General features: G+C 68.7%; 10 protein-coding genes. 5 read left to right on the forward strand and 5 right to left on the reverse strand.

Going from position 1 to position 13,610, the window contains the following annotated elements; all coding sequences use genetic code 11:
• Positions 1-44 precede the first annotated feature (44 nt).
• Together BSP109_RS12870 and BSP109_RS12875 are read right to left on the reverse strand one after the other, a co-directional pair.
• Positions 45-1,487 carry a glyceraldehyde-3-phosphate dehydrogenase gene (locus tag BSP109_RS12870; RefSeq protein WP_256970304.1) on the reverse strand — a complete coding sequence of 481 codons (1,443 nt, stop codon included), beginning with the start codon at positions 1,485-1,487 and terminating at the stop codon, positions 45-47.
• Between the two features lie 140 nt (positions 1,488-1,627).
• A complete protein-coding gene (locus tag BSP109_RS12875) occupies positions 1,628-2,713 on the reverse strand; it encodes a YhjD/YihY/BrkB family envelope integrity protein (RefSeq protein WP_101601155.1) in 1,086 nt (361 codons plus the stop codon).
• 82 nt (positions 2,714-2,795) lie between these two features.
• Between BSP109_RS12875 and BSP109_RS12880 the strand changes: the two genes are divergently transcribed.
• Positions 2,796-3,527, forward strand: a complete 732-nt coding sequence (locus BSP109_RS12880; protein WP_218777929.1) for a DedA family protein — start codon at positions 2,796-2,798, stop codon at positions 3,525-3,527.
• Between the two features lie 36 nt (positions 3,528-3,563).
• Here the strand turns inward: BSP109_RS12880 and BSP109_RS12885 are convergent, their stop codons facing one another.
• The gene (locus tag BSP109_RS12885; protein WP_087007153.1) at positions 3,564-4,607 is read right to left on the reverse strand and encodes a glutathione S-transferase family protein; all 1,044 of its coding nucleotides are present in this window, start codon (positions 4,605-4,607) and stop codon (positions 3,564-3,566) included.
• 93 nt (positions 4,608-4,700) lie between these two features.
• On the reverse strand, positions 4,701-6,512 hold the full coding sequence (locus BSP109_RS12890; RefSeq protein WP_308297915.1) for an AMP-dependent synthetase/ligase: 1,812 nt from the start codon (positions 6,510-6,512) through the stop codon (positions 4,701-4,703).
• 166 nt (positions 6,513-6,678) lie between these two features.
• Here BSP109_RS12890 and leuS point away from each other — a divergent pair, with 166 nt between their 5' ends.
• Both leuS and nadE read left to right on the forward strand, forming a co-directional pair.
• Positions 6,679-9,567, forward strand: a complete 2,889-nt coding sequence (gene leuS / locus BSP109_RS12895; protein WP_087007158.1) for a leucine--tRNA ligase — start codon at positions 6,679-6,681, stop codon at positions 9,565-9,567.
• A 51-nt stretch (positions 9,568-9,618) separates the two neighbouring features.
• Entirely contained in the window at positions 9,619-10,437 is an 819-nt protein-coding gene (nadE, locus tag BSP109_RS12900; protein ID WP_374700168.1) for an ammonia-dependent NAD(+) synthetase, read from the forward strand.
• Positions 10,438-10,490: 53 nt separating this feature from the next.
• Here nadE and BSP109_RS12905 read toward each other — a convergent pair whose 3' ends face one another.
• Entirely contained in the window at positions 10,491-11,180 is a 690-nt protein-coding gene (locus BSP109_RS12905; RefSeq protein ID WP_087007162.1) for a hypothetical protein, read from the reverse strand.
• A gap of 92 nt (positions 11,181-11,272) precedes the next feature.
• Here BSP109_RS12905 and BSP109_RS12910 point away from each other — a divergent pair, with 92 nt between their 5' ends.
• Together BSP109_RS12910 and BSP109_RS12915 are read left to right on the forward strand one after the other, a co-directional pair.
• Positions 11,273-12,583 (forward strand): UDP-glucose/GDP-mannose dehydrogenase family protein, encoded by a 1,311-nt coding sequence (locus BSP109_RS12910; RefSeq protein ID WP_101601160.1) that lies wholly within the window; start codon positions 11,273-11,275, stop codon positions 12,581-12,583.
• Positions 12,580-13,524, forward strand: a complete 945-nt coding sequence (locus BSP109_RS12915) for a DegV family protein (protein WP_180959733.1) — start codon at positions 12,580-12,582, stop codon at positions 13,522-13,524. The genes BSP109_RS12910 and BSP109_RS12915 overlap by 4 nt, the downstream gene beginning before the upstream one ends.
• Positions 13,525-13,610: the final 86 nt, after the last annotated feature.

The following is a 13,610-nucleotide window of genomic DNA, read 5'->3' on the forward strand; positions in this document are numbered from 1 at the left end:
TCGCTCAGTCGCTCAGTCGCTCAGTCGTTCAGCTGCTCAGTCGCTCACGCGGACACGGCGGGCAGCGACGGCTGGTCGAGTCCCGCCATCTGTGCGACGCACCGGATGACCTGGCAGGAGTAGCCGAACTCGTTGTCGTACCAGACGTAGACGACGGCGCGCTTCCCATCGACGATCGTGGCGAGGCCGTCGACGATGCCGGCGCGCTTGGATCCGACGAAGTCAGTGGAGACCACTTCGGGGGAGTGAATGTAGTCGACCTGGTTGCGCAGGGAGGAGTGCAGCGACGTCTCCCGCAGGAACGCGTTGAGCTCGTCCACCGTCGTCTCGCGCTCGAGGTTGAGGTTGAGCACCGCCATCGACACGTTCGGGGTGGGCACGCGGATCGCGTTGCCGGACAGCTTGCCCGCGAACTCCGGCAGCGCCTTCGACACGGCCTTCGCCGCACCGGTCTCCGTCAGCACCATGTTGAGCCCCGCAGCGCGGCCGCGGCGGGAGCCCTTGTGGTAGTTGTCGATGAGGTTCTGGTCGTTCGTGAACGAATGGACCGTCTCGACGTGGCCGTTCTCCACGCCGAACTGGTCACCGATCACCTTGAGGACCGGAGTGATCGCGTTGGTCGTGCAGGAGGCCGCGGACACCACGGTGTCCTCCGGCAGGATGGCGTCGGAATTCACTCCGTAGACGATGTTCTTCACGGAGCCCTTGCCGGGTGCGGTGAGGATGACCTTCGACGCGCCGGGGCAGGCCAGGTGCTTGCTCAGGCCCTCCTCATCGCGCCAGATGCCCGTGTTGTCCACGATGATCGCATCGTCGATGCCGTGGGCGGTGTAGTCCACCTGCGACGGGTCGTTCGAGTAGATGATCTTGATGAGCGTCCCGTTCGCCAGGATCGTCTCATTCTCCTCGTCGACGACGATGTTGCCGTCGAACGTTCCGTGGACCGAATCGCGGCGCAGCAGCGAGGCGCGCTTGACGATGTCGCCCTCGCCGCCCCGCCGCACCACGATCGCACGGAGGCGCAGGCCGGTGCCCCCGGCGCGGTCGATGAGGATGCGGGCCAGGAGTCGGCCGATGCGTCCGAAGCCGTAGAGGACCACGTCGCGGGGGGAGTCGGCGTCGCCTGCGGACTGTCCGAGCGCCGGCGCCAGCTGTTCGGCCAGCAGGGCGGCGAGGTCGCCGCCGGTGCTGCGCTGAGCCGTTGCGAGTCGTCCGAGGTCGATCGTGCTGGGACCCAGCTCCATCTCGCTCAGCTGCTGGGCGATCGCGAGGGTCTCTGCGAGGTCGAGCTCCACGCCGTCGAAGTGGCGCGCGTAGCGATGGGCCTTGATGATCCCGGTGACGGACTTGTTGAGGAGACTGCGTCCGTACACCGTGAGCAGCACGTCGTTCTCACGGTACAGGCGCCCGACGAGGGGGGTCAGCCCCTCCGCGGCGCTCTGCTTGGCGGCCCACTGCTGGGCGGCGGCCTGGATCTGGTCGGTCAAGAGACGAAACCTTTCACTCCACGGTGGTGTCCGGGTCATTGTACGCAGGTGCGCTCGAACCGTTCGCACGCGGCACCTCACGGTGTTCCAGCAGTGTTCCCCTGGTGTTCAACGGCGACCGTGTTCAGCCACGACCGTGTTCAACGACGGCCGGACGCCGAATCCGTCCGAGACTGATAGCGGTTGAAGCCGATGAGGGTGAGACCGATGAGTGCGGACGCCGTGATGAGGGCTCCGATCGTCTCCGTGGGGCGGTCCTCGGCGGGCCCGATGCGGGGATCGTCTGCGGGCGCAGGGGCGGTCGCGACGGTGTGGAACATCGAGTCGTCACCGGCGGTGCCCATCCACGCGGCGACCATGAGGATGATCCGCGCGACGATGTTGAGCGAGAGCATGATAGCGATGACCGGCCCGAACAGCGCTGCGGACGGCGATCCGGAGAACATGTCGATGAGGATCGTGGCGAACTGGACGATGATGGCCAGCACGATGGCGCCGACGAGGGATCCCTTCCGCTTGGTCCCGACCGGGATCGGCGCGGAGGGCAGCAGCGTGAACACGAGGAACAGCAGCAGCCAGAACGTCGCGGCCATCACGACGATCGGCACCAGCTGGAATACCGGATCCATCCAGCCCGGAAGCTCGAGCCAGGCCACGATGACGCTGCGCAGGCTCGTCGAGACGATGGAGAGGCTGACCGCCAGCCCCGCTCCCACGAGGATCACGAGCAGGGTGATGGTGTTGTTGACGACGCGCGGGACGAACCCGTCCTCGTCCTTCTGGACACCGTCGTCCGACAGCTGCGACCGCACCGCGTCCTTGAGGTTCCCGATGAACCCCTGAGCGGTGTAGAGCGCGGAGATGATCGCCACGATGCCGACTCCGCGCCAGCCGCTGAGGAACTGCTGGAGCATGTCGACCACTGCGGCGCTGCCGCCCATCGCAGAGATCTGCTCGGTCGCAGCCGTCATGAGGTCCGGTCTGACGATCTCCAGGAAGAACCCCAGCGCGGAGAACGCGAACATGAGGATCGGGACGAGTGCGAGCACGAGGAAGTACGTGATCGCCGCGGCGAACTGGTTGCCCAGCCTCTGCCCGTACCTCGTGAGCGTGTCGCGCAGGTGGGCGACGGCGGGTCGCCGCATCAGCTGCTGGGCGGTTCCGCGGCCTGCCGCTCGCTTCGACGTGGTGAGGATGCGGTCGGCTGCGTTCGGGTTTGCAGTCATGTGCTTCATACTACGTGCGTGTCTGCCTCACGTGCAGGAACACCTGAGGGGACATGCAGGTCCGGGCCGTATGCTTGGGTCCATGCCCGTGTCTCTCGTCGCTCCGACCCGCATCCCAGCGCTCTCCATGGAGGCAGCAGCCCAGTCGCCGTCGCTGACTGATCGCTTCACGGAATGGGTCGTGACCGTCATGGAAGTCGTGGGCGCGCCGGGGGTGGGACTCCTCGTCGCCCTCGAGAACCTCTTCCCGCCCATTCCCAGTGAACTGATCCTGCCGCTGGCGGGGTTCACCGCGAGCCTGGGGGAGATGAGCCTCGTCTCCGCGATCGCCTGGGCGACCATCGGCTCGGTGGTCGGCGCACTCGCGCTCTACTGGGTGGGCCGGGCATTCGGCCACCAGCGGATCTCCCGCTGGGCGGCGAAGCTCCCGCTCGTCGATCCGGACGATGTCGACCGGACCGTGACCTGGTTCGTCCGCCACGGCGGCAAAGCCGTGTTCTTCGGTCGGATGATCCCGATCTTCCGGTCCCTCATATCGATCCCTGCCGGCATCGAGCGCATGAGCCAGAGCTGGTTCCTGCTGCTGACCATGGCCGGGTCCCTCATCTGGAACACCGTGTTCGTGGTGCTGGGATTCTGGGTCGGCGAGAACTACGCCGTGATCGAGGAGTACGCCGGCTGGTTCCAGCGCATCGTCATCGTCGTGGTCGTCGCGGCAGTCACGTGGTGGATCGTCCGGCGGGTGCGCCGGAACCGGGCCCGCAGGCCCGGTCAGCCCGGTCAGGATTCCGGCCCCGCGGCCTCGGACGCCTGAGCGAGCCGGTCCTCGGTCACATCACCCGAGCCTCGGTCACTTCACCCAGGCGTCCGCGCTGTGCGCGTGGGGAACGACTTCGTCAGCGCGCGGCGGACCGGGGGGAGTGCCCTCGCCGAAGGGGGCGTCCTCGGCCAGTGACTCCCGACCGTGGTCCTCCAGCCAGCCGGACAGATCGGGCCCGACGGGGACGACCCCGGTGGGGTTGATGTCCTCGTGGACGATGAAGTAGTGCTCCTTGATCTGCTGGAAGTCGATCGTGTCGCCGAATCCGGGGGTCTGGAACAGATCGCGGGCGTAGCCCCAGAGCGCGGGGAAGTCCGTGAGTCGCTGACGGTTGCACTTGAAGTGCGAGTAGTAGACGGCGTCGAACCGGGCGAGTGTCGTGAACAGCCGCACGTCCGCCTCCGTGATCCGATCGCCCATGAGGAAGCGGCGGGTCGTCAGCCGCTCCTCGATCGTGTCGAGTGCGGTGAAGAGGCGGTCGAACGCCTTCTCATACGCATCCTGCCCGCCTGCGAATCCGCAGCGGTACACGCCGTTGTTGATCTCCGTGTAGATCAGGCGCATGACCGGATCCATCTCCTCGCGCAGCGACTCCGGGTACAGGTCCGGAGCCCCGTCGCGGTGGAAGCGCGTCCACTGCGAGGAGAAGTCGAGGGTGATCTGCGGGAAGTCGTTCGTGACGACGGCGCCGGTGGGGATGTCGACCACCGCGGGCACCGTGATGCCGCGCGGATAGTCGGGGAAGCGCGCGAAGAACGCCTGCTGGAGCCGCTCGATCCCCAGCACGGGGTCGACCCCGCCGGGGTCCAGATCGAACGTCCAGGAGCGCGCGTCGTGCGTGGGACCCGGCATGCCGAGTGAGATCGCGTCCTCGAGCCCCAGCAGGCGGCGGACGATCATCGTGCGGTTCGCCCAGGGACAGGCGCGTGCCGCGACGAGCCGGTAGCGACCCGTTTCGACGGGCCAATCGGCCTGCGGATCATCGAGGATGCGGTCCTCGATGTACTGGGTGTCCCGGTTGAACTCAGCGCCCTGCTTCACATAGTTGCCGCGTGTCGAATGGTCGTCAGTCATGATGCGCTCCTGCTCCTGGCCCGGCTCGTGCTTCTGGCCCTGTGTCGGATCGTCGACGGGATCGGGCCCCGGCGGGTGCCGGGGCCCGATGCGTCAGACGCCGTAGATGTCGTCCAGCACCTCGGAGAAGTCCTTGAGGACGATGTGCCGCTTCACCGACTGCTTCGCGGAGAGGTAGCCGTTCTCCTCGCTCAGCGTCGCCGGGACGATCCTGAACTCGCGGATCGACTCCGCGCGGGACACCTTCTGGTTGACGCGGTCCACGGCCTTCGACACGGCCTCGTGGACCGTGGGGTGGATCGCTGCGTCCTCGAGGCTGAGGTCGGCACGGATCCCCTTGTTCGACAGCCAGCCCGGGAGCATCTCCTCATCGAGGAAGATCAGCGCGGCGATGAAGTTCCGGTTGTCGCCCACGACCATCGGCTGCCCGATGATGGGGTGGCGACGCAGGTCGTCCTCGATCGGTGCGGGTGCCACGTTCTTGCCCGACGAGGTGACGATGAGCTCCTTCTTCCGGCCGGTGATGCGGAGGAAGCCGTCTGCATCGATCTCACCGATGTCGCCCGTGCGCAGCCACTCGTCGTAGAAGGAGTCCGCGGTGGCCTCGGCGTTCTTCCAGTAGCCCTGGAAGACGCTCACGCCCTTCGCGAGCACCTCGCCGTCCGGTGCGATCGCGACGGCGCAGCCCGGCAGCGGCTTCCCGACAGTGCCCATGCGGGCATCGCTCGGGATGTTCACCGTGATGGGCGCGGTGGTCTCCGTGAGTCCGTACCCCTCGATGATGTTGACGCCGATGCCGCGGTAGAAGTGGCCCAGGTGCTCTCCCAGGGGACCTCCGCCGGAGACCGCATACTCGAGCTGACCGCCCATGACCGTGCGCAGCTTGCCGTAGACCAGCTTGTCGAACAGTGCGTGCTGGACCTTGAGGCTCAGCGACGGACCGCCCTCGTCCAGCGCGCGGGAGTACGCGACCGCTGCCTTCTGCGCCGCGTTGAAGATCTTCCCCTTGCCGTCCGCCTCCGCCTTCGCGCGTGCGGAGTTGAACACCTTCTCGAACACGCGGGGCACGCCGAGGATGTAGGTGGGGCGCACCTCGGAGAGCGTGTCCGTGAGGCGACCCAGATCGGAGGTGTGGGCGAGCACGCTGCCGACGTTGATGGCGAGCATCTGGACGAAGCGCGCGAACACGTGCGCGAGCGGCAGGAACAGGAGGCAGACGGAGCCGGGCGAGAAGACGGCGGGCACGTGCTGCTGGGCGGCTGCGACCGTCTGCACGAAGTTCCCGTGCGTGAGCACGCAGCCCTTCGAGCGACCGGTCGTGCCGGAGGTGTAGATGAGGGTCGCCGTCGTGTCGGGCGTGACGGCCGACCGACGGGATTCGAGCTCGTCATCGGTGACGGCCGCGCCGAGCGTGCGGAGCTCGTCGAGGCCGTCCTCCCCGAACACCCAGACGGGCACCGTGCCGGCCGTGATCCCCGCGTCCTGGGCGCCGGCGCGTGCGCGATCCGCGTGCTCGCGCGTGTGGACGAGGCCGAACCGCACACCGGCATCCTCGATCATCCAGCCGAGCTGATCGCGTGAGGAGGAGTCGTAGAAGGGGACCGTCACGCCGCCGGCGAACCAGATGGCGTAGTCGCAGACCGTCCACTCGTACGAGGTCGCACCGAACAGTGCGACGCCGCCCTCCGGCTCCAGGCCGGCCGCGATGAGGCCCTTCGCGACGGAGGCGACGTCCTCGACGAACTGAGCACCGCTCACGTCCTCCCACTCGCCCGGCGATGTCTCGCGCAGCATCAGCGGAGCGGCTGGATCGGCCTGAACGCGGTCGAGGAGGACATCGGTGATCGAATCGCCGAGCCGGAAGTCGATCCCGTCGCCCGGCGTCTCGGTCTGCGGCATTGTCATCGAGCCCATGGTGGTACCTCTCTGCAGCGGTGCGGAACCCTCATCGTACTGGGACGTAACCTCCGTCACGAAACTCGAGCGGTCTGCAGTCGTGCCCGACTCCGCGCGGCCCGACAGGTCTAGGATGGGATGGTCCCTACGCCTGCCTCCGGAAGGATCCCCGCTGATGACCGCTTCATCCGATCAGACGAGCCCCGTCGACCATCGGTACGACGCCGCTCTTGCGGATCGGATCGAGGGGAAGTGGCAGCGCCGCTGGGCGGAGGAGAAGACCTTCTCCGCTCCCAATCCGGTGGGAGACCTCGCGGTGGGCGCGGGCCCGGACGCGGCAGCGCGTGCCGATCGGAGCGAGCGGGACCACGTCTACCTGATGGACATGTTCCCCTACCCGTCCGGCAGGGGACTGCACGTCGGCCACCCCCTGGGGTACCTCGCCACCGACGTCTACGCCCGGTACCACCGCATGCGCGGCCACAACGTGATGCACGCGCTCGGCTACGACTCCTTCGGCCTGCCCGCAGAGCAGTTCGCCGTCCAGACGGGCCAGCACCCGCGGGTGACGACGGAAGAGAACATCGCGAACATGCGGCGGCAGCTGTCCCGGCTGGGTCTGGGGCACGACGCCGATCGCACGTTCTCGACCACGGATCCCGACTTCGTGCGCTGGACGCAGTGGATCTTCCTGCAGATCTTCAACAGCTGGTACGACCCGGAGGCCGCCGACGGGGCGGGCGCCGCGCGTCCGATCGAGACACTCATCAGCCAGTTCGAGGACGGCCGTGCGACGGGCCGTGACCGCGGATGGTCGGATCTCACCGCCGCAGAGCGCGAAGACGTCCTCCAGGAGCACCGCCTGGCCTACATCTCCGATTCGCCGGTGAACTGGTGCCCGGGACTGGGCACCGTCCTCGCGAACGAGGAGGTCACCCCGGAGGGCCGCTCCGAACGGGGGAACTTCCCCGTGTTCACCCGGCGCCTGCGCCAGTGGAACATGCGCATCACGGCGTACGCGGATCGTCTGGCGGACGATCTGGACCTCGTCGAGTGGCCGGACGCGGTCAAGCAGATGCAGCGCAACTGGATCGGCAGGTCCACCGGAGCGCTGCTGCGGTACCCGGCAGACTCCGTGGAGATCGAGGTCTACACGACGCGGGCCGACACCCTGTTCGGGACGACCTACCTGGTCCTGTCGCCGGAGCACCCCCTGGTCGACGTGCTGACGCTCGACGCGTGGGACGCGTCAGTCCCGGAGTCCTGGCGCGGCGGTGCCGCGACCCCGCGCGAGGCCGTCGCCGCCTACCGTCGCGCGGCCGCCGCGAAGACCCCGGTCGAGCGGCAGGAGGACCGGACGAAGACCGGCGTCTTCACCGGCACCTACGTCGAGAACCCGGCGACCGGCGCGAGCCTGCCGGTGTTCGTCGCCGACTACGTGCTCATGAACTACGGCACGGGCGCTGTCATGGGCGTGCCCGGTGAGGACGCGCGGGACTGGGACTTCGCGAAGGCGTTCGGGCTGCCCTACATCCGCACGGTCCAGCCGCCCGCCGACCACGACGAGGACACCGTGTTCACGGGCGACGGCGCGAAGATCAACTCCGCGAACGACGAGATCGACCTCAACGGCACGACCATCGAGGAGGCGAAGGCGAGCACGCTCGCGTGGCTCGAGGGCAAGGGGCTCGCCGAGGCGTCGACCCAGTACCGCCTGCGCGACTGGCTGTTCTCCCGCCAGCGCTACTGGGGAGAGCCCTTCCCGATCGTCTACGACGAGGACGGCTCGCCGCACGCGATCCCCGACGAGCTGCTCCCGGTCGACCTGCCCGAGGTGCCGGACTTCTCGCCGCGCACGTTCGCCGCCGACGACGTGGACAGCGATCCGGAGGCTCCGCTGAGCCGGAACCGCGAGTGGGTCGAGGTGACCCTGGACCTGGGCGACGGTCCGCGCACCTACCGTCGCGACACGAACACCATGCCGAATTGGGCGGGCTCCTCCTGGTACCAGTTCCGCTACGCCGACCCGCACAACGCCGAGGCGTTCGCGGCGCCTGAGAACGAGACGTACTGGCTGGGGCCGAACAGCGCGAAGCCGGCCGGCGGTGCAGACCTCTACGTGGGCGGCGTCGAGCATGCCGTGCTCCACCTCCTGTACTCGCGGTTCTGGCACAAGGTGCTCTTCGACCTGGGTCACTCCACGTCGTTCGAGCCGTTCCACCGCCTCATCAACCAGGGGTACATCCAGGCCTACGCCTTCACCGACGCACGCGGCGTGTACGTCCCTGCGGACGAGGTCGAGGAGCGGGTCGGCGACGACGGCACCTCCACCTGGTGGTTCGCCGGGGAGCAGGTCAGCCGCGAGTACGGCAAGATGGGCAAGTCGCTCAAGAACGTCGTGACTCCCGATGAGATGTACGAGCAGTACGGTGCGGACACGTTCCGCGTCTACGAGATGTCGATGGGACCGCTCGAGGTGTCGCGTGCCTGGGAGACCCGTGCGGTCGTGGGCGCCCACCGCTTCCTCCAGCGCGTCTGGCGGCTCGTGATCGATGAGGAGTCCGGCGCCCTGCGCGTCACCGACGAGCCGGCGGATGCGGAGACCCTGCGGGTCCTGCACCAGACGATCGCCGGGGTGCGGGACGACCTGGAGAACTTCCGCAACAACACGGCGGTGTCGAAGCTCATCGTGCTCACGAACCACCTCACCAAGTCGGCATCCGCCCCGCGTGAGGCGGTGGAGCCGCTGACCCTCATGCTCGCCCCGCTCGCCCCGCACATCGCGGAGGAGATCTGGGAGCAGCTCGGCCACGAGGAGACCCTCACGTACGAGGACTTCCCTGTGGCGGATGAGGCACACCTCGTGGCGGACACCGTCACAGCGGTCGTGCAGGTGAAGGGCAAGGTCCGCGCACGGCTCGAGGTCGCCCCGGACATCTCCGCGGACGACCTGGAGCGCCTGGCGCTCGAGTCGCCCGGTGCTGTGCGGGCACTCGACGGGGCCGGTGTGCGGAAGGTGATCGTCAAGGCGCCCAAGCTCGTCAACATCGTGCCGGACGCCTGACACCCGACACCTGAGCGGGCCGCTGCGGGGCCGGGCTATGCTGGTCGTATGATCACCCCGACACCCGCAGCGATCCGCTCCGCACTGGGCGTGCGCCCCTCCATCGATCCGCATGCGGAGGTCGAGCGGCGGATCAGCTTCCTCGTCGAGTACGCGCGCCGGACCGGATCCCGGGGATTCGTCGTCGGGATCTCCGGCGGCCAGGATTCCAGCCTCGCCGGTCGACTCTGCCAGCTGGCGGCCGAAGACCTGCGGCAGCAGGGGATGCGGGCACGCTTCTGTGCGCTGCGCCTGCCGTACGGATCACAGCAGGACGCCGCCGACGCGTCGCTCGCACTCGATTTCATCCGGCCGGACGAGATCGTCGACTTCGACGTGCAGCCCGCGACCGACGCCCTGGTCAGGACTCATGACGAGGCCACCGGGCGTCCTCTTGCGGACTTCCACCGCGGCAACGTGAAGGCACGGATGCGCATGATCGCGCAGTACGCGGTCGCGGGCGCGCGAGGGTCCCTGGTGGCGGGCACCGACCACGCGGCCGAGGCGCTGACCGGGTTCTTCACGAAGTTCGGCGACGGTGCCGCGGACCTCGTCCCCCTCGCCGGGCTGACGAAGCGGCAGGGGGCCGCGATGCTGCGTGCTCTCGGCAGCCCCGACCGCCTGTGGGAGAAGGTGCCCACGGCTGATCTGCTCGATGAGTCGCCGGGGGAGACCGACGAGAGCTCACTGGGTGTGAGCTACGCGGAGATCGATGATTTCCTGGAGGGCCGTGACGTGCCCGCGACCGTCACGCGGACTCTCACAGAGAAGTTCTCCGTGTCCGAGCACAAGCGCCGCACCCCTCCGGGACCCGACGACGACTGGTGGTGAGCGACGACCGGTGGTGGACCTCGGGAGCGGTCAGTCGTCGGTGATGATCCGGGTCAGTCCTCGAGGAGGCTGCTCACGAGGACGACGCGGGAGAACTCCGACCGCGCCGTGAGGAATGCGTCCGCGTGCTCCTCCCCGGAGCGCTTGGCATCGGCGAAGGACTGCCAGCCGCCCTCACGGGTGTCGCCCGGGACCAGCACGCGCTGACCGTCGAACTGAGCGGTCTCCGTGCGGATCCACTGATCGAGCGCACGAGCTGCGCGATAGAGGGACATGAAGGCGCGATGGACCTGGGGCTCGTCGAACCGCGTGTGCGAGTTATCCGCGAGGAACGCGGTCAGGGGCGCCGTGAGCTCCTCCGGGAAGTCGGTGACCTCCGCCTCGATCCGGAGTCTGCGGACGATCCCGTCGTCCTCCGGGAACGTCGCCTCGATGTCCGCGGCGATCTTCGCGTCCGCCCGTGCGAGCTCCTCCTGCGGTGTCTGGCTCAGCTCGACCGGGATGTAGTCGTCGTGAGCGCTCGCGGCCTCGGACACGAGCGCGTCGATGCGATCCTGGAGATGCGTCCACGTGCGCGACCACCCGATGACAGCCCCGAGCACGAGCAGCACGGCGAGCAGGAGCAGCACCCACGCGATCCCGTGGAGCGGCGGGATGAGTGCGCAGACGAGCAGGATCGCCCCCGCGGCGGCCACGACGACGGCGGACGGGGTGTTGACGAGGAAGTCACCGATACGCTTCACTCCCTCAGAGTACCTGCGCGGCCGGTGTCGCCTAAGCTGATGCGCGTACCGCGCGTCGCCTGTACGCGAGCACGACGATGAGAAGGAGCGCCATGACGACTGTGTCCGTGGTGGGTGTGGGATACCTCGGAGCCGTGCACGCGGCATCCATGGCGTCGATCGGTCACACGGTGATCGGTGTGGACGTCGATGAGCGGAAGCTCGCGGAGCTGTCGGCGGCGCGCGCGCCGTTCTTCGAGCCCGGACTGCCGGAGCTGCTGGAGCAGACCCAGGACGGCGACCGGCTGTCGTTCACCTCGGACCCGTCCGCAGTCGCGCCGGCCACGGTCCACTTCGTCTGCGTGGGGACACCGCAGCGTGCGGACGGCCTGCACGCGGACCTCACGTACGTGCACGCGGCGGTCGATTCGATCCTCCCGCACATCGGCCCGGGCCATCTGGTCGTCGGCAAGTCGACGGTGCCCGTCGGCACCGCGGCGGAGCTCGCGGGGAAGGTGCGCGCGACCGGCGCGGAACTCGCGTGGAACCCTGAGTTCCTCCGCGAGGGCAAGGCGGTGCAGGACACGCTGCGTCCCGACCGACTGGTGTACGGAGTGCCGGACGGCGAGCCCGGCGAGCGCGCGACGCAGCAGCTCGACGAGGTGTATGCGACGGTCCTTGACCGCGGCACACCCCGCATCGTCGCCGACTACCCGACAGCAGAGCTCGTCAAGACCGCGGCGAATTCGTTCCTGGCGACGAAGATCTCGTTCATCAACGCGATGGCGGAGCTGTGCGAATCCGCCGGAGGCGACGTCACCGTGCTGGCGGACGCGATCGGCATCGACGACCGGATCGGCCGCAAGTTCCTCAACGCGGGTCTGGGCTTCGGCGGCGGCTGCCTGCCGAAGGACATCCGCGCCTTCATCGCCCGGGCCGACGATCTGGGCGCAGGGGAGGCCGTGAGCTTCCTCAAGGAGATCGATGCGATCAACCTCCGTCGTCGTGAGCGGATGGTCGAGCTGGCGCTCGGCGTCTGCGACGGTGACATCGAGGGCGTCCGCATCACGGTGCTCGGTGCCGCTTTCAAACCCGACAGCGACGACACGCGCGATTCCCCCGCACTGGCCGTCGCCGCGGCGCTGCACGCACAGGGTGCGATCGTCACGGTCACGGATCCGCAGGGGCTTGAGAACGCGCGTCGCCGCGAGCCGGAGCTCACCTACGAGGAGGACCTCACCACCGCGCTCACCGGAGCGGACCTCGTCCTCCTGCTCACCGAGTGGTCGCAGTACCGGGAACTCGACCCCGTCGCCCTGAAGGAGCTCGTGGCGCAGCCGCGTCTGCTCGACGGCCGCAACGTGCTCGATCCCGCCGCATGGCGCGGCGCAGGCTGGACGTACCGCGCACTCGGCCGACCATGAGCGCGGCGGGCGCAGCACCGCACGGACGGCGCCGGCGTCCCGGCGAGGATGACGGCGCGTCGGGAATCGGCCTGATCGTCGATTCGACGGTGCTGCTCACCCCCGACGAGCGCGCGCGCATCTCACACGTGCTCGAGGGGAGGTTCGCGGTCGTGCCGCTGTCCGTGATCGTCGACGACGTCGAGCACGTGGATGGGGAGCTCGCAGCGTCCGCACTCTGCGAGGCGATGGTGGGCGGTGCCCGCGTCAGCACCTCGATGCCGACGGTCCACGCGTTCATGGAAGCGTTCCACCGCCTGCGTGAGCTGGGGTCCGACCACATCATCGTGCTCACCCTGTCGGCGGCGCTGTCGGGCACCCACGGATCCGCGGAGGCGGCCGGAGCGCAGCTCGACGTGCCCGTCACCGTGATCGACACCCGCACGACGTCCGCCGCGGCCGGGGGCGCCGCCCTCGTCATCGTCGACGGCGTCTCCGAGGGCCGGGGCCCGGCCGCGCTGCGCTCCGCGGCGGAGGACTACCTCCGTGACGAGACCTTCGTGGTGTTCTGCCCCGCGACGCTGGAGCATCTGGAGCGCGGCGGTCGGATCGGTCGTGCCGCGTCCCTGCTGGGTCGTGCACTCTCGATCGTCCCCGTGCTCGGCCTGCGCGACGGGCTGGTCGACGCCACCGCGCGGGTGCGGACCGTGCGCAAGGCACACGCACGCATGATCACAGACGCGCTGGCCGCCGCCCGTGCGATGGGGTCCGCCGACGTGACGGTCCTCGTCTCGGAGGGATCGCTGGACGACGCGGACGACGCTGCGCGGGAGGTGCACGCCCGGATGGAGGAGGCCGCGCGTGCAGAGGGCTGGGGAATCAGCGCGGACGTGCTGTCGCCGGTGCTCACCGCGCACGTGGGGCCCGGCGCAGTGGGGATCGTCGTCCGAGGTCGCAGCTGATCCACTGGCGGTCACAGGACACTGACGGCGAGGCGCAACCACGCGTCACACGTGCCGGGGATGTGCGGACCGTCGTCCACCGGTGA

The organism is Brevibacterium sp. Mu109, from assembly GCF_900169375.1.
GTDB classification, from domain to species: Bacteria; Actinomycetota; Actinomycetes; order Actinomycetales; family Brevibacteriaceae; genus Brevibacterium; species Brevibacterium yomogidense_A.